Genomic DNA, 15,829 nt, shown 5'->3' with positions numbered 1-15,829 from the left:
CGGAGGTCTGAATCATGCGTTTAAACAAACCGTTCAGTCCAGCAGCCGCACCGTATCGCCCGGGCGGATCATCCCGAGGCGCGCGGCGGCGGCATAATGGCCGAGGTGATTGTCGAAGCGCTGCGCCACGGTGCGCAACACGGACGGATCGCGCCGGGCGCTGTCTGGGCAGATGGTCACCATGGCGCAGCGCGGGATCGGGTCGTTCACCAGCAATTCGGTGCCGTCGCCAAAGCCCAGGCGCCGTCCGGCCCAGGCGCTCTCCGGCTGGTCGCTTTCGATCAGGATATTGATGCGGAAGCGCCGTGGGTCCAGCGCCGATCCATGCGCCGCCTCCAGCCGCGCCAGGCTTTCCGTGGTGATCACCGAGACCGGCATGGAATCGAAGATGCCGCGCCCGATCTGGATCAGCGCCGAGGCCTTGCCGGATTCCGCCGAGAGCCGCGCGGCCAGCGCCGGGTCCCGCAGGTCGAAGCTCACCCCATCCGGCGCTTCCACCGTCACCGGGGAGGCGCGCGGATCGGCAGGGTCGGTGAAGCGCGCGTGGTAGCGCACCAGGTCGGACAGCTCCCGCCCGGTCAGCCAGGGAAAGCGGCCGTGATTGCCCTGCTGCACGAAGGCGTATTGCCGGTCGCCGGCTAGGCCGGTCCAGCGCAGCTCCACCGCCTCCATCGCCTCACCGGCCATGGACTTCACCGGGAAGCGCGCCAGCGCCACGACCTTGCCGACCACTGTCATCGCGCCACGGTCTCCACCGGCAGCAGTTGCACCGCCACGCGCCGACCTTCCCGCCGCGCCGTCTCGATCGCGGCGGCAAGCGCGGCGGCGAAGGCGGGCTGGGGCTCGGAGGCGGGGCGCGGCGTGGCGAAAAGCGGCCCCTCCGTCACCACCGCCAGCACCACATCCGTGCCGAAGGGCTCGTCCACCAGCCAGCCCGGGAAGCCTGGCCGGGGCTCGCCCAGCCGCAGCCGCGCCCCCGGCTGCTGCGCCGGCATCTGCTCCAGCCGATAGGCATTGCCCGAGCCGGAGAGGTAGTGCAGCGCCACCTGACCCCCCCAATCCGGCATTCCGAGATCGATCCGCAGCGGCGTGCCACGCACCAGCGGCGCCCGCCCGACCAGATCCAGGCGCGCGGAGGCAGGCCCGGTCGCCGGCGGCACCTGCCGAAGCGCCTCGATCACCTCGCAATAGGGGCCGTCGAAGCCGCGCAGATCGATCCCCGCCGCCGGCGCGCCGCGCGCCTGCAAGGCACTGCGCAGCGACGCCTCCGTGCCGCGCCGGGCGAGGCCGGTGATGCGCGCGGCATTGCCGGCCTCCGCCACGGACAGCCGGGCACAGGCCTGGGCCTCCACCACCTCGCCCAATATGCGGCGCAACTCACCCGCGGGGCGCACCGGCGCGGCACCCGTCGGCGCCGGTTCCAGCCGCAACTCGATGCGCCGGTTCCGCGCCAGCGCATCCGGGCTGTCGCTGTCATCCAGCGGCTGGGTATCGCCAAAGGCCACCGCCGCCACCTTGTTGGACGGCAGGCCGGCATCGATCAGCAGCCGCGCCACCGCGATGGCCCGCGCCGAGGATAGTTCCCAATTGCTCGCGAAGCGCCCGCCCGCCCGGATCGGGCTGCGATCCGCATGGCCATCCACCCGCAGGATCCAGCCGAGATCCGCCGGGAACTGCCGCGCGATGTCCAGCAGCACATGGCCCAGGTCGCGGATCTGCTGCTGCCCGGCCTGCGACAGATCGGCCGAGCCCACCGGGAACAGCACCTCCGACTGGAAGACGAAGCGGTCGCCGACAATCCGCACCTCCGGCCTGTCACCCAGCACCTGGCGCAGACGGCCGAAGAAGTCGGAGCGGTAGCGCTGCAACTCCTCCACCCGCGCCGCGAGCGCCACGTTCAGCCGCTGACCGAGGGCCACGATCTGCGCGTCCTTGTCCCGCTCCGACGCCTCCGCCGCATCCAGCGCACGGGCAACCCGCGAAAGCTCCGCCCGCAACGTCTCCAACTGCTGGGTCAGCCGCGCAACCTCCACGCGGGCGCTTTCGGACAAGCGGCCATATTCCCCGGCCTGCGCCTCCGCCGCCACGCGCCGGCGCTCCTCCTCCGCCGCGCGCCGACCGGACTCGGTCGCGAGCTGCGCCGCGGCGTCACGCGCGCGTTCCGCCTGCGTGGCGCGGCCCGTCATCTGCTCCAGCATCGTCAGCGCCTCCCGCCGCGCCGTCTCCGCCGTGGCGCGCCGCCGCGCCTCATCCCCTGCACGGGCCAGTGCCTGTTCCGCCTGGCGCTCCAACTGCTCGCGCAGCGCCTCCAGCCCCTGGATCTGCGCGGTGAGCCGCGCGATGTCGGACAGCCGCGCCTGGATCGTGGCGCGATCGGCGGTGACCGTCTGGTCCATCCGCTCCGCCTCTGCCCGCAGCGCCGCCACATCGCGCCGCGCACCTTCGAGGCTGGCCCGCGCCTCGGCAAGCTGCGCCGCCAGCGCCTCCGCCTCCCGCCGCCTGGCCTCCAACTGCTGCGCGGTCAGCGCCCGCACCTCGGCCAGCTCCCGCGCCGTTGCCGCGCGCGCCTGGGTCTGCGCATCCAGGTCGCGCCGCGCCACCTCCAGCGCCGAACGCGTCGCCGCGAGATCGCTCGACAGCGCCGCCAGCTCCCGGCGCCTGGCCGCCAGCTCCGCCGCCGACAGCGCCCGGGCCTCCGCCAATTCCCGCTCCGTCGCGCCGCGTGCCTGACGCTCCCCGGCCAGATCCCTCGCCAGAGCCTCCGCCTGCTGCCGCCGCGTCGCCAACTCCTGCGCGGCCGCATCCCGCGCCGCGCGAGTCTCCGCCAGATCACGCTGCACCGTCGCCAGCGCCTGACGCTCCCCAGCCAGCTCCTGGCCCAGCACCTGCACCTCGCCCCGCACCGTCGCCAGATCGCGCCGCACCGCCTCCAGCGCCGCACGCTCCGCCGCCAGCAGCCGCTGCGCATCCGTCAGCGTCCGCACCGTCCGCGCCGTGTCACCCCCCGCCGCCTCAGCCCGCGCCTGAGCCTCCGCCAGCCTGGCCTCCAACTCCGCAATCCGCGCCCCGCCGTCCCGCGCCGACACCTCCAGATCCGCCAGCCGCGCCGAAAGCCGCGACCTCTCCCCCCGCGCCGCGTCCCGCTCCCCCAACAGCCGGTCCCGCTCCTCGCGCAGCGCCGACAACCCCTCCAGCGCCCCATCCCGCGCCGCGATCGCCGCCCGCAAATCCTCCGTCAGCCGACCCAGCGACCCCCGCAACTCCTCCGCCTGCCCCCGCTCCAGGGAAAGCAACTCCGACAACTCACTGACCTGCCGATTCAACCGATCCAACGCCCTGTCCCGCGAGGACAAAGCCACCGACAAAAACCCCTGCCCCAAAACAAACACCAACAAGACGAAAATAATGACCATGAGCAACGTGGACAACGCATCCACATAACCCGGCCACGCATTCATCTCCCCCCCACCCCGCCGCCTGCGCCCCCCCATCGCCATGGCGCTAGATCCGCCGGGAGGAGGAGGGGAGGTCGCGCGGGCGATGCGAGAGGGGCGTTGCCCCCCTCGCGCTCCCCCCACGAAGGGTCAGTGGACCCTTCGAACCCCGGTATGGAGGAGCAGGAGGGAGGAGGGGCGAGGCGGTACCGACGGGCCAAGCACGCGCGCTGTGCCCCTCCTCCCTCCTGCTCCTTGATGGGATTCCAAAGGGACCACTGTCCCTTTGGTGGGGGGTGCCGGGGGGCAAAGCCCCCTGGCAATCACCAGCGCAACCCTCCCCCCTCATCGCGGCGGTTCTTCCGCCAGGGCGGCGATGGTGCGGGCGAGGATTTTGATTTCGTTGCGGATTTCGGTGGTGGCTTGCATGCGGCCCTGGGTCATTTCTTCCAGGATTCGCGCCAGGTAGAGTTCTTGGTTGCGGATGTGGTTGCGGGAGGCGTCGTCGAGGGCGCCTTGGCTGGTGGCGTCGGCCATGCGTTGCAGGGTGGGGGCCAGCTGGGACTGACTTTCGGCCATGCGGCTCATCAGGACTTGGGCGGCGCGCATTTGGTCGGCGAGGATGGAGAGGCGTTCGGTGAGGGTCATCAGCGCCTGGTTGGACTGGGCGCGGCCGTCTTCCCCGCGGCCGATGGCGCGCTGGAGTTCTTCCATGTTTTCAGCGGATTGTTCGAGCAGGGCTTGGACGTAGGCGGGCATGGAGCCTTCGCCGTCGCCGCCGAGGGCGCCGGAGGACAGGCGTGTGGCGCCGGCCAGCCAGTCCTCGAGCTCGGAATAGAAGCGGTTCTGCGCCTGCCCGGCGGTGAGGTCGAGGAAGCCGAGCACCAGGGCGCCGGCGAGGCCGAGCATGGAGGAGGAGAAGGCGATCGACATGCCCCGCAGCGGCTGGGCGAGGCCGGTCTTGAGCTGGTTGAACAACGCGTTGATGTCGCCCGAGCCCACCGACATGCCGCCGATCACGTCGGAGACGGCGGCGATGGTCATCAGCAGCCCCCAGAAGGTGCCGAGCAGGCCAAGGAAGATCAGCAGGCCGGTGGCATACCGGGACAGTTCGCGGCTTTCATCGAGGCGGGAGGAGATGCCGTCCAGCACGCTGCGCATGGCCATGGCGGAGAGGGACAGGCGCTCGGAGCGGCGGCCGGAGAGCATGCTGGCCATGGCGGCGAGCAGGCGGGGAGCTTTGCGGGCGGGTGCGCCGGGGGTGGGGTTGCGGAAGGCTTCCAGCCATTCGACTTCGGCGGTCAGCACCAACACCTGGCGGATGTTCCAGGCGATGCCGAGCAGCAGCACCAGGGCGATCACGCCGTTCAGCATGGGGTTGGCGGCGAAAGCGGTGGTGAGTTCGCCGGCCAGCAGTCCGACCAGCACCGCGACCGCGGCGAGGAAGGCGAGCATGCGCCAGAGGAAGACGGTGGGGTTGGTCATGCGTCTACCTCGTGGAACCGGATCGCGCGACGCCGGGGGGCAGGATATCCGCGGCATCCGCCGGCGGGGTCAGCAGGCCGAGGGCGCGGATATCGACGCGGGTCGCCTCCAGCCCCCCCGCCACCAGGGCGTCCCGCACCGCGCCGGCGCGGGCCAGGGACAGGCGGCGGGCGGCGGAGGCGTCGTTGGTGGGGCCGCTCGCCTGGGCTTCGACGGTGATGCGGCCGCGCGGCGTGGCGGCGAGCTGCGGGGCGAGGCGGACCAGGGCGGTGCGGCTCGGCTCGGTCAGTGTGGCCTGGCCAGGGTCGAAGCCGATCCGCCAGCCGCCCGCGGCGCGCGTGGACAGCGCCTGATCGGCCTGCGCGGGCAAAGCGAGCAGCAGCAGAAGGGTGGCGAGATGCATCCGGCGGGTCATGCCGGGCAGGCTAAAGCAAACGCCGCGCGGATGAAATCATCCGGCGCGGCGCTATGCTTGTGATTCAATGATATCCTTTGGGGATATCCTTCGGGCGTCTCAGCCTGCGCTGGCGGCGCGGTGGGCCTGGGCGGCGGCGATACCCTCCGCCACCACTTCCCGCAGCTTCGGGTGCAGCGCCTGGTTGCCGGCGACGACATCGCCGGTTTCGTAATGGGTTTCGCCGCCCGCGGGGTCGGAGACGAAGCCGCCGGCTTCCTTCACGATGACCAGCCCCGCCGCGATGTCCCACTTGTTCAGGCCGAGTTCCCAGAAGCCGTCATAGCGGCCGGCCGCGACCCAGGCGAGGTCGAGCGCGGCAGCGCCGAAGCGCCGCACGCCGGCCACCTGCGGCATCAGCCGGCCGAGGGTGGCGGCGAATTCCGCCTTGCGGGGGATCTTGGCGAAGGGGATGCCGGTGGCGAAGAGGGCGGAGGTCATGTCGCGGCGGGCGGAGACGCGCAGGCGCTTGTCGTTGAGATAGGCGCCCATGCCCTTCTCGGCCCAGAACAGCTCGTTGCCCGCCGGGTTGTAGATGCAGCCGGCCATGAGTTCGGAGGTGTTTTCGCCGGTGCGCTTTTCCACGCCGACCGAGATCGCCCAATGCGGGATGCCGTGCAGGAAGTTGGTGGTGCCATCCAGCGGGTCGACAACCCAGCGCCATTCCCAGTCATCCGCGCCGGAGGTGCCCGACTCCTCCATCAGGAAGCCCCAGCCGGGACGCGCGCGGGACAGTTCCTCCCGCAGGGTCTGTTCGGCGCGGATATCCGCCTGGCTGACGAAATCGCCGGCGCCCTTGGAGGTGACCTGCAAGGATTCGACATCGGCGAAGTCGCGCAGCAGACGGCGCGCGGCCTTCTGGACGGCGGCCTGCAGCACCGACATGGAGGCGGACAGGCGGGGGGAGACGGCCATGGGAGAAGCGATTCCGGATTGAATGAGCAGATGTGGCGAAGCCCCCCTTCACCCAACCCTCACCCCCCGTCGGGGGGAGAGGGCTGCGCAGGCTTGGCGTGCAGCGCCTAGCCGAAGCGGGTGAGGGGGGCTGCGCGTAGAAGCGGTAGCTTTGGTCTTAGCTCTTGGCGCGCTCGTAGTAGCTGCCGTCCTCGGTCTTCACCACGATCTTCTCGCCGACGGTGATGAAGGGCGGCACCATGGTCTTCACGCCGTTGGACAGCATGGCGGGCTTGTAGCTGCTGGTGGCGGTCTGGCCCTTCACGACGGGATCGGCCTCCACCACTTCCAGCGTCACCTGTTCCGGCAGGGTCATGGCCACGGGCTCGCCCTCGATCAGGCGCACGCCGACGGTCATGTTCTCGACCAGGAAGGGCAGGCGCTCACCCAGGATATCCTTCGGCACCTGGGTCTGCTCGTAGGTTTCCGGGTCCATCAGGACGATCATGTCGCCCTCGGCGTAGGAGAAGGTGAACTCCTTGTCCTCGGTCTGCAGACGCTCGACCGTGTCGGCGGTGCGCCAGCGCTGGTCCTTCTTGGCGCCGGTCTTGATGTTCCGCATGTCCACCTGGATGATCGCGTTGCCCTTGCCCGGGATCATGATGTTCTGGCGGATGATGGTGTAGCGCTGGCCCTCGAACTCGATGACCATGCCGGCGCGCATCTGGTTGGCCTGCATCTTCGCCATGGCTTGCGTCGTCCTGAATGAGCGGTGGGGAATTGAGGGGGCGCGGATACAACGCCGGGCGGCCAGGGGCAACCTTTCGGGCCGAGTTCAGCAGGCGATGGTGGCCAGGTGCCCGGCACGGCCATAGGCCAGGATCAGCCCATCCCGCGTGACCAGAGGCAGGCCGCGGTCGCGGGCAGTGGCGATGATGAGGCGGTCGCCGGGGTCGCCGTGCAGGTCGCCGGGCAGGAAGCTGGCATCCACGGCCGCGCCTGGTGACAGCGGCGCTTCCCGGATGCCGGGGCCCGCCATCAACCGGGCGAACCAGGTTTTGGGGTCCGGCAGCAAGGTAAGTGCCGGGGGGCGGGTGGGCCGGGGGCGGCTCAGCAGCCCGATTTCCCAGGCGGAGACCGGCGAGACGAAGATGCCCGCGCCATTGCCGGCCTGCTGGATCGCGGCCAAAGCGGCGGCGGCCATCGGCGCGCCGGTCGCCAGCCAGATCACCGCGCAGGTGTCCAGCAGCACGCCGTCCTGGCTCACTGGTGCAGCTTGCCCTCGGCGGCGGCGAAAGGCTCGTCGGCGATGGGCGCGGTCAGGTCGAGGCTGTCCGACATCACCACACTGTCCCGCATGAAGCCGTGCAACCCGGCGACGGCGGTGACGGTGGGGGTCGGCGGGATCAGCACGGCCACGACACGACCACGCTTGGTGACCTCCACCCGATCCCATTCGCCGGCGCCGACGCGGTCGAGGATGTCGAGGCAGGTGGCCTTGAACTCGGTGGCGGTGATGAGCTTGGGCATGGGCGGAGCCTGACTGGTCATCTGAGATGACTATATGGGATGAGGCGACGCCCGGTCCATCAGAAGCTGCCGGCCCATCCCGGCCCAATCGGCGCCTTCCCCCCGCCATTCGGCCGTTCCTGCACATAGGTCGGCCAGGCCAGCCCCGTCACCCGGAAGCGCAACGCGGAAAGGATCGCCCGCCCTTCCTCCACCGGCACTGCAAAACGCGCCGTCCCCGGCGCCGGGTCCAACTGGTGCAGGTAGTAGGGTTTCACCCGCCCCCGCAGCATCGCCCGGAACAGCTCCTCCAGCGCTTCGGCCGAATCATTCACCCCCCGCAGCAGCACGCTCTGCCCCAGCAGCACCACCCCCGCTCCGGTCAGTCGCCGCAGCGCGCCCATGGCGTCCGAGGAAAATTCCCGCGCGTGGTTCGCATGCACGCACAGATACAGCGGCTTTTCCAAAGTCAGCGCCGCCGCCAGCGCCGCATTCACCCGCCCCGGATCGGCCACCGGAACCCGGCTGTGGATGCGCAGAATCTCGATATGCGGAATGGCGGATAGCCGTTCCAGCAGCCAGGACAGGCGGCGTGGGCTCAGCATCAGCGGGTCGCCGCCGGTCAAAATCACCTCCCGCACCTGTTGCGTGCGTTCGAACCAGGCGAGGGCCTCCTCCAACTGCTCGGTCGAAAGCAGCCCGCCATCCGGCCCTACCACCTCCCGCCGGAAGCAGAAGCGGCAATAGACGGGGCAGGCCAGCAGCGGTTTCAGAAGCGCGCGGTCGGGGTAGCGATGCACCACGCCGGGCACGGGGGTGAAGGGCGCGTCGGCGGTGGGGTCCTCGATCTCATGCGGCGCGGTGTGCAGCTCCGCCGGGTCGGGGATGTATTGCGCGGCGATCGGGTCGCGCGCGTCGGTGGGGTCGATCAGCGCGGCCATGGCGGGCGTCACCGCGATGGCATAGCGCGCCGCCACCGCCTCCAGCCCCGCCAGGTCGGTGCCCGGCGGCAGCAGCCCGGCCTCGGCCAGGGCGGAGGCATCCCGCAGGGTGCGATGGGGCGGTTGAAGGTTTCGGGCGGGGGCGTGATCGGGCATGGTTGCGGGTGCTAAACCTCAACCCGGGCGCCGCAACAAGGGGCGCCCCAATCCAGGGGAAACCGCGTCCATGCCCGAATCCCCGCGCCGCGCCTGGAGCCGCGAAAGCCTCGCCGCGCGCCTGCCCTTCCTGCGCCGCCGGGCGGAGCTGACCGCCGCCACCCGCCACTTCTTCACCAGCCGCGGCTATCTGGAGGTCGAGACCCCCTGCCTGGTGCCGGTGCCGGGGATGGAGGTGCATCTGCGCGGCTTCGCCACCGACTACCGCCCCCATCTCGGCATCGGCCAGGACCGCACGCTATGGCTGCGCACCTCGCCGGAGCTGGCACTGAAGCGGCTGCTGGTGGGGGGCGCGGGGCGCGTCTTCGAACTCGCCCGGGTCTGGCGCAATGGGGAGGCGAGTCCGCGCCATGCGCCGGAATTCACCATGCTGGAATGGTACGCGCCGAGCCTCGACCTTGCTGGGCTGATGGAGGAGACGGAGCTGCTGCTGCGCTCCGTCTGTCCCGGCCTGGTGGGCCATGGGGAGGCGACGGCGGACCTCTCGCTGCCCTTCGAGCGCCTGACCATGGCGGAGGCTTTTGGGCGCCACTGCCGAGGCATGGACATTCTGGGCACGGTGGATGCCGCGACCGGGGAGGGGGACGCGGCGAAGCTGCGTGCCAGTGCGGCGAAGGCCGGGCTGCATGTGCCGGAGAGCGACAGCTGGGAAGATGGCTTTTTTCGACTGATGATGCGCTACGTCGAACCGGCGATCGGAAAGGGCCGCGCCACCTTCCTCACCCATTGGCCGACCCCCCAGGCGGCCCTCGCCCGGCGCGATCCGCGGGACGGCCGTGTGGCGCTGCGCTTCGAGCTGTTCGCGGCCGGGCTGGAACTCGCCAATGCCTTCGAGGAACTGACCGACCCAGTGGAACAGCGCGCCCGCTTCGAACGCGACGTCGCCCAGCGCCGCGCGGAAACCGGCGAGGCCGGCTGGGACGTGGATGAGGATTTCCTGGCGGCGCTGGAGGCCGGCATGCCGCCCGCCTCCGGCCTCGCGCTCGGTTTCGACCGGCTGGCGATGTTGGCCAGCGGCGCGAGCGACATCGAGGATGTGCTCTGGCTGCCCGCCTTGCCGCGCCAGGCGCAACAGGCCCTGGCGGCGCCGCCAAAACTGCTGGCAGCCCCGGCCGAGGCGGCGGAGTAGCTCAGCCCGCCAGCACCGCCCTGATCTCCGCCGACCGTTCCGCCGGCCAGGCGTAGAAAGTGAAGACGTAAGGATCGCTGGCCGCGAAGACCGCCGGGTCGGGGGAGGCGACCTGCATTGTCGCCGCATTGAACGCCGCATGCGGGCGCCAGCCGCCATCCAGCATGAACCAGCTCTCGTAGCCGAGGCTGGCGAGCAGCGCCGGCACGTCGCGGGAGCTGCCGGGGCGGTGGCGCTCCTCCAGCTCCAGGCTCAGCAACGGGCGGCAGCGGGTCAGCGTGGCGCGGGCGCCTTCCAGGACTTCCTGTTCAAAGCCCTCGGCGTCGAGCTTGATGTGTTGCAGGTCGGTCAGACCAAGGGAGTCGATGGTCACCACCGCCACCTCGTGCCGGATCACGGTGACGGAGGTGAAGCCGGCATAATCCTTGGCGGTGGAGGCCCATTGTTCCTGCGCCACGCCGTCGAGGACGGGGACGGAGAGGGTGAGCTGGCCCGGTATGGCACCAAGGGCCTCGGTCCGCAGGGCGATATGCGGCGGGATCGCGCCGTAGGCCGCGCGGACCGCCGCCTCCAACCGGGAAAAGGCGCTGGGCAGGGGTTCGAAGGCCAGAATCCGCACGCCGGGCAGGCGCGACAGCGGCAAAGTCAGCAGCCCGTCATGCGCGCCGACATCCAGGATGGTGCCGGGGCGGTGCAGGCTGCGGTGGAAGGTCAGTTCGTCCAAAGGTGCCGGGCCTCCGCCTGGGGAAGCCCGGCATGTGGGGGCGCGGACCGAAAGGCGCAGCCTCAGTTCGGCGGCACTTCCGAAATGCGCAGCTGCGCCGGCACGCGCGACCCGCGGTCGTAATGGCCGATCCAGATGTCATACTGGCCGGATTGCGGGCGGCGGAAGACCAAGCCGGGGTCGGTGCCCTGGAAGTCGTCATTGCAGGCCCAGCTTCCGTCCGGAAGGTTCACCACCAGCGTCACATCGCTGCGCGAAGTGGCGGAAAGATACAGCGGCAGGCCCTGCCCGGCGCGGTAGTTCAGCCGCACATCCGGCGCATTGGCGATGGAGCCGACGCATTGCGACCCGCCCAGCCGCTCGGCCGGCAGCGTGCCGCCGGCGGTGACGTTCACCGTGGTCGGGTCCGGCGCGAAATTGGCGCTGAGGTTGACGGTGCCGAAGGAGGGGCGGCGGTTGTAGTCCTGCGCGAGGGCAAGCGCGGGCACCACGGACAGCGCCAGGATCATGGCGAGGCGGCGGGACAGCATGGGATGTCTCCGGTTTTTTTCTTGGACCGTGTGGCGGAGGGCATGGCCTGGATGAGATTGCGCGGACCCCAACATCCGCCGCATCCACCCGGCCATCCGCAGCGTAGCGCCTGCGGAGGCCCTGCATAGGTCCTTCATCACTTTTTGGAGAGATCGCGATGCGATGGACCGCTTTGCTCGGCGCCGCCTTGCCTGGCCTGGCCCTGGCCAGCCTCACCGCCTCCTGCCTGGCCGCCTCGGCCCTGGCGGAGGAGCCGGCCGGCTGGCCGGTGCTGGAGCGGCGGTTTGAAAGCACCGGCGGGGGCGGCTGGATCATCGACGATTATGAGCCGGTGCGGATCGGGACGCTGTGCCGCACCGATTTCACCGCCATCGGCCCGAATGGCGAGCGCGTCGCCAATGTCGTGGAATGGCAGGCCGTACCAATGGCGGGCGGCGTGCTGTGCCGCGACGGGCGCTGGCGCGGCCGGGATGGGCAGTCCGGCGGCACCACGCCGCTGCGCGTCTTCCTGCGCGACGACGGCGCCCGCTTCCGCGCACCCTGAACGGCGCCGCCCTCGGTGTCGCCCGGCCAGCGCTGCGCCTATGCTCCGGCATGGATGGAAGGGTGCGGCATGGCGGAAGGGATGGGCTTCGGGCGGAGGCTGCTGGGCGCGAAGGCGGGGCGGCTGCTGCTGGGGGTGCTGGCGGCATCGCTGCTGGCCAATCTGGTGCCGGTGATCCTGGTGCTGGTCCTGACCCTCGGTGCTGAGCCGGCGGTGCCACTAGGCGACGTGCTGCAGGCCGTCATCGGCGTGCTGCCGGCTTTTCCATTGGCCCTGATGCTGACCCTGGCCGCTGGGCTGCCGGTGCATCTGCTGCTGGTCGGCCTGCGCCGATCCTCGCCCTGGCTCTATGCGCTGGGTGGCGCGCTGGCCGGCCTGCTGGCGCTGGGCTGGATCGGCACGCTGCGGGCGGAGCTCAGCCTGGCCATGCCCGTGCTCGGCGCCGCCACGGGCCTCGCGGCGGCGCTGGTCTTCCGCGCCATCTGGCGGCCGCTGCCCGCCTCAGGCTGAGGCGATCGCGGCATTCATCGCCCGCACCCCGGCGGCCGGGCCTTCGGGATGGTTCCAGACGGCGCCGACCACGGCCAGGAAATCCGCTCCGGCGCGGACCAACGGCGGGCAATTGGCGGCGGTGATTCCGCCGATGGCGACGCAGGGGATCTCGAACATGTCGGACCACCATTCCAGCAGCTCGGTCTCTGCGGTGTGGACGGTTTCCTTGGTGCCGGTCGGGAAGAAGGCGCCGAAGGCGACGTAATCCGCGCCATTCTCGCCCGCTTCCATCGCCAGGTGGCGGGAGGCATGGCAGGTCACGCCGATCATCGCCTCCGCCCCCAACAGCTTGCGGGCGGCCACGGGGTCGCCATCGCCCTGGCCGAGATGCACGCCGTCGCAGCCGGCGCGCTTCGCCAGGTCCATCCGGTCGTTCATCAGCACTGCGACGTCGCGCGCCTGGGCAATGGGAATCAGCACTTCCGCCGCGCGCAGTACGGCCTCATCAGCTGCGCCCTTCAGCCGCAATTGCAGCGCCGCCACATCGCCCGCGTCCAGCGCACGGGCGAGGGATTCGGCAAAACCCGGCAGGTCCGGGATGGCGGGCGGGGTGATGAGATACAGGCGGCAGCCGGCGGGATCGGACATGCCGCGGTCTGTGGCGCCAAGCGGCCCCCTCAGGCAAGCCCCCGCCACGCCAGGTGTGCGCCGAGCAGCAGCAGGCTGCCGAAAAAGATCCGCCGGAAGGCCAGCGGCGGGATGCGCCCGCGCAGCCTTCCGCCGATCGCCTGGCCCAGCAAGGCCGGCGGCAAGGCGAGCAGCGAGGCCCCGGCCGCCAGCGGCGTGACCTGCCCGGCCCATGCCAGGGCCAAGCCGAGCGCCAGGGTCGACGCCAGGAAGGCGAGGCCCAGCGCCTGCACCAGCTGGTCCCGCGCAAGCCCCAGCGCGCCGAGCCAGGGCACCACCGGCATGACGAAGACCCCTGTCGCCCCGGTGATGACCCCACCCAACAGCCCGACTGGCAGCGCGCTGAACGCCTCGGCGCGCGGCGTCAGCCGGAAGGGCGGCGCCCAAAGCCCCCAGCCGCCATAGATCGCCAGTGCCAGGCCGAGCAGCCCCAGCGCCAGCGCACTGCTGCCTGTCAGCAGGCCGATCCCCGCCAGCGTGCCCGGCAGCAGGGCGAGCAACATCGGCCAGAACCGCCGCAGCAGGTCCCGCCAGCCCGGCCCCATGGCCTGCACGACATTGGTGACGAGGGAGGGCACCAGCAGCAGCGCCGCGGCCTCGGCCGGTGGCATGGCCAGTGCCAGCAGGCCGATGGAGATGGTGGGCAGGCCAAGCCCGATCAGCCCCTTCACCGCGCCGGCGAGGAGGAAGACCAGGAAGATGAAGGTCAGGAGGGGAAGGTGGTCCATGGCCGCAATCTGCCGTGGATCGGCTGGAAAGGCTTCGGTCGCCACCGAAGCCTTCCGGCGCCGGCTTGATTCAGATCACGGATTGCCAGCGCGAAACGATCCAGTCTGCGGCCTCACCGGCTGGCGGCTGGCCGGTCAAGTGCAAGGAGGCCCTCCAGCATGTCCGACCTCACCCGTCCCGAGCGGCAATCCCGGCGCATCGGCGTCCTTGCCGCGCTGGTCGTGGCGGCGCTCGCCATCAGCATCCTGGCCTATAACAATCTGGGCGATGATCCGGCGGTGGCCGCGGGGCGCTGGACCGCGGAGAATCGCTGTGGCGGCTGCCATGACGTGGCGCGGACGGCGCAGGCGGTGCGCCGTGGCGGCGCGCCGAGCTTCGTCATGATCGCCGCCACTCCGACCGGGCAGCGGGCGCTGCTGAATGTCCTGCAAAGCCCGCATGCCACCATGCCGCCGATCGAGATGGCGGCGGAGGAGAAGACGAATCTACTGGCCTATGTGGCCAGCCTCGCACCGCGCTGAGGCCGCGCCCCAGGTCTCCCCGGGGCGCGGCCCTGGCTCTCAGTGCTTGTAGACGTTGATGATCGCGGCCAGCAGGGCCAGCGCATCTTCCTTGGAACGCTGGAAGGCATTGCGGCCCATGATGGAGCCGTTACCGCCGGCGGCGTGGATGGCGCGGACTTCCTCCAGGATCGCCTCCGTGCCCTTGGCCTCGCCGCCGGAGAACACCACCAGGCGACGGCCGCCGAAGCAGGCGTTCACGATGTGCTTGAAGCGCGCCGTGGCGTCGTCCTCGATCGGGCTCGTCTGGTAGGTCTTCTTCGCCGCATCGAGGCTGATGGCGGAGGTCGGCGGCTTCACCTTGATGATGTGGGCACCGATCAGCGCCGCCATATGCGCGGCATAGGCGCAGATATCGAGCGCCGTCTCACCCACCTTGTCCAGCATCGGGCCGCGCGGATAGCTCCACACCACCACGGCGAGGCCGACCGACTTGGCCTCCTCGGCCAGCTCGCGCAGCTCCTCGATCATCTCGAACTGGTATTCGGAGCCGGGGTAGATGGTGAAGCCGATGGCGGAGCAGCCCAGGCGCAGCGCATCGCCGACGCTGGCCGTCACGCCCTGGTCCTTGGTGGTGGACAGGCTGTTGCTGCTGTTCATCTTCAGGATGGTCGGGATAGAGCCGGCATAATGCGCGGCGCCGGCCTCGATCATGCCGAGCGGGGCGGCATAGGCGTTCAGCCCGGCTTCCAGCGCCAGCTCGAACAGGTAGCGGGGGTCGTAGGCGGCGGGGTTCGGGGCGAAGCTGCGGGCGGGGCCGTGTTCAAAGCCCTGGTCGACCGGCAGGATGACCATGCGGCCGGTGCCGCCCAGCTTGCCGGCCATCAGGATGCGGGCGAGGTTCGCCTTGGTCCCGGGATTGTCGCTCTCATACCAGGACAGGATTTCCTGGACCTTGGGCGTCAGGCGCATCTGTTCGAATTCCTCTCGGCGGTGGGCGGCTCTGCGCGCGTTTAGCGCAGGGTGGCGGCGGTGTCATGCGTCCGGCACGGCGGAAATCGCCAGCCAGGCGGTCAGTTTTGTGCGTGCGCCGGATCGCCGCAGGTCGAGTCCCGCAAGGTCCAGGGCCGGTGGGCGGGCGGGTAGTAGGCTGGCCCCGATCTCCGCCGCGGCGCCCTTCACCATCTGGTAAGCCGGGCAGGCGATGTCGAGCACCAATAGCCGGCAGCCTGCTCGCAAGGCCGTCAGCGCGTCCCCGGCCGCATCGCCGCAGCACAGCGCATCGGCGAATCCAGGCGCCTGCGCCACCAGCGCCCGCCAGGGACCGGGGCCGAGAAAGCCGGCCGCGCCGGGGGCGGAGAGCAGCAGCACGCCGCCCGCCGGCGCCGCCGCCCGCAGCCACGCCAGCTCCGCCCCGCCGCGCAGTATCACGGCAGGCGGCAGCCCCCGCACCGACCCATCGCTCACCGTTGACCCGCCGCGCCGTGCATGTAAAGCGTTGCAGCATGCCGGAACCGGTGGCGACAAGGCGCGCGTGGCGCATAGGCTGCCGCTGGGCGA

Annotated in this window: 19 protein-coding genes; 4 read left to right on the top strand and 15 right to left on the bottom strand. The window is 70.8% G+C overall.

All coding sequences use genetic code 11. The annotated features are described in order from the left end of the window. Positions 1–33: 33 nt before the first annotated feature. From ACVFYP_RS20355 to ACVFYP_RS20315, 9 genes are all read right to left on the bottom strand, one after another. Positions 34–738, bottom strand: a complete 705-nt coding sequence (locus ACVFYP_RS20355) for an MOSC domain-containing protein (RefSeq protein ID WP_499202050.1) — start codon at positions 736–738, stop codon at positions 34–36. Continuing rightward, the gene (locus tag ACVFYP_RS20350; protein WP_499202049.1) at positions 735–3,332 is read right to left on the bottom strand and encodes a peptidoglycan -binding protein; all 2,598 of its coding nucleotides are present in this window, start codon (positions 3,330–3,332) and stop codon (positions 735–737) included. The genes ACVFYP_RS20355 and ACVFYP_RS20350 overlap by 4 nt, the downstream gene beginning before the upstream one ends. A 447-nt stretch (positions 3,333–3,779) precedes the next feature. Continuing rightward, positions 3,780–4,919, bottom strand: a complete 1,140-nt coding sequence (locus tag ACVFYP_RS20345) for a flagellar motor protein MotA (RefSeq protein ID WP_499202048.1) — start codon at positions 4,917–4,919, stop codon at positions 3,780–3,782. 4 nt (positions 4,920–4,923) lie between these two features. After that, positions 4,924–5,334 (bottom strand): OmpA family protein, encoded by a 411-nt coding sequence (locus ACVFYP_RS20340; protein WP_499202047.1) that lies wholly within the window; start codon positions 5,332–5,334, stop codon positions 4,924–4,926. A 99-nt stretch (positions 5,335–5,433) separates the two neighbouring features. Continuing rightward, positions 5,434–6,288 (bottom strand): inositol monophosphatase family protein, encoded by an 855-nt coding sequence (locus tag ACVFYP_RS20335; RefSeq protein WP_499202046.1) that lies wholly within the window; start codon positions 6,286–6,288, stop codon positions 5,434–5,436. Positions 6,289–6,445: 157 nt separating this feature from the next. Continuing rightward, complete coding sequence (gene efp, locus ACVFYP_RS20330; RefSeq protein ID WP_499202045.1) at positions 6,446–7,015, bottom strand: elongation factor P; 570 nt, start codon at positions 7,013–7,015, stop codon at positions 6,446–6,448. Between the two features lie 87 nt (positions 7,016–7,102). Further along, on the bottom strand, positions 7,103–7,534 hold the full coding sequence (locus ACVFYP_RS20325; RefSeq protein WP_499202044.1) for a type II toxin-antitoxin system VapC family toxin: 432 nt from the start codon (positions 7,532–7,534) through the stop codon (positions 7,103–7,105). Beyond that, entirely contained in the window at positions 7,531–7,797 is a 267-nt protein-coding gene (locus tag ACVFYP_RS20320) for a type II toxin-antitoxin system Phd/YefM family antitoxin (protein ID WP_499202043.1), read from the bottom strand. Before ACVFYP_RS20320 ends, ACVFYP_RS20325 begins: the two co-directional genes overlap by 4 nt. A gap of 59 nt (positions 7,798–7,856) precedes the next feature. Beyond that, positions 7,857–8,873, bottom strand: a complete 1,017-nt coding sequence (locus ACVFYP_RS20315; RefSeq protein WP_499202042.1) for a lysine-2,3-aminomutase-like protein — start codon at positions 8,871–8,873, stop codon at positions 7,857–7,859. A 70-nt stretch (positions 8,874–8,943) separates the two neighbouring features. On the opposite strand from ACVFYP_RS20315, the gene epmA reads away from it, so the two are divergent. Next, entirely contained in the window at positions 8,944–10,062 is a 1,119-nt protein-coding gene (gene epmA / locus ACVFYP_RS20310) for an EF-P lysine aminoacylase EpmA (protein ID WP_499202041.1), read from the top strand. 1 nt (position 10,063) lies between these two features. On the opposite strand, the gene ACVFYP_RS20305 is transcribed toward epmA, so the two are convergent. Together ACVFYP_RS20305 and ACVFYP_RS20300 are read right to left on the bottom strand one after the other, a co-directional pair. Next, a complete protein-coding gene (locus ACVFYP_RS20305) occupies positions 10,064–10,786 on the bottom strand; it encodes an FkbM family methyltransferase (RefSeq protein ID WP_499202040.1) in 723 nt (240 codons plus the stop codon). Positions 10,787–10,848: 62 nt separating this feature from the next. Beyond that, positions 10,849–11,316: a hypothetical protein gene (locus ACVFYP_RS20300; RefSeq protein ID WP_499202039.1), complete on the bottom strand. Its 468-nt coding sequence runs from the start codon at positions 11,314–11,316 to the stop codon at positions 10,849–10,851. Between the two features lie 158 nt (positions 11,317–11,474). Between ACVFYP_RS20300 and ACVFYP_RS20295 the strand changes: the two genes are divergently transcribed. Then, on the top strand, positions 11,475–11,861 hold the full coding sequence (locus tag ACVFYP_RS20295) for a hypothetical protein (RefSeq protein ID WP_499202038.1): 387 nt from the start codon (positions 11,475–11,477) through the stop codon (positions 11,859–11,861). 69 nt (positions 11,862–11,930) lie between these two features. Continuing rightward, the gene (locus ACVFYP_RS20290; RefSeq protein ID WP_499202037.1) at positions 11,931–12,371 is read left to right on the top strand and encodes a hypothetical protein; all 441 of its coding nucleotides are present in this window, start codon (positions 11,931–11,933) and stop codon (positions 12,369–12,371) included. Here the strand turns inward: ACVFYP_RS20290 and thiE are convergent. Next, entirely contained in the window at positions 12,363–13,001 is a 639-nt protein-coding gene (gene thiE, locus ACVFYP_RS20285; protein ID WP_499202036.1) for a thiamine phosphate synthase, read from the bottom strand. The two genes, ACVFYP_RS20290 and thiE, sit on opposite strands and share 9 nt — an antisense overlap. A gap of 29 nt (positions 13,002–13,030) precedes the next feature. Next, on the bottom strand, positions 13,031–13,768 hold the full coding sequence (locus ACVFYP_RS20280; protein WP_499202035.1) for a sulfite exporter TauE/SafE family protein: 738 nt from the start codon (positions 13,766–13,768) through the stop codon (positions 13,031–13,033). A gap of 159 nt (positions 13,769–13,927) precedes the next feature. On the opposite strand from ACVFYP_RS20280, the gene ACVFYP_RS20275 reads away from it, so the two are divergent. Then, on the top strand, positions 13,928–14,290 hold the full coding sequence (locus ACVFYP_RS20275) for a c-type cytochrome (RefSeq protein ID WP_499202034.1): 363 nt from the start codon (positions 13,928–13,930) through the stop codon (positions 14,288–14,290). Between the two features lie 39 nt (positions 14,291–14,329). Here ACVFYP_RS20275 and ACVFYP_RS20270 read toward each other — a convergent pair whose 3' ends face one another. Both ACVFYP_RS20270 and ACVFYP_RS20265 read right to left on the bottom strand, forming a co-directional pair. Next, a complete protein-coding gene (locus ACVFYP_RS20270; RefSeq protein ID WP_499202033.1) occupies positions 14,330–15,241 on the bottom strand; it encodes a class I fructose-bisphosphate aldolase in 912 nt (303 codons plus the stop codon). A gap of 63 nt (positions 15,242–15,304) precedes the next feature. Further along, positions 15,305–15,736, bottom strand: coding sequence for a hypothetical protein (locus ACVFYP_RS20265; RefSeq protein ID WP_499202032.1), 432 nt, complete (start codon positions 15,734–15,736; stop codon positions 15,305–15,307). Positions 15,737–15,829: the final 93 nt, after the last annotated feature.

The organism is Roseomonas sp. F4 (genome assembly GCF_053891155.1).
This window is presented reverse-complemented; position numbering and strand designations above follow the sequence as displayed.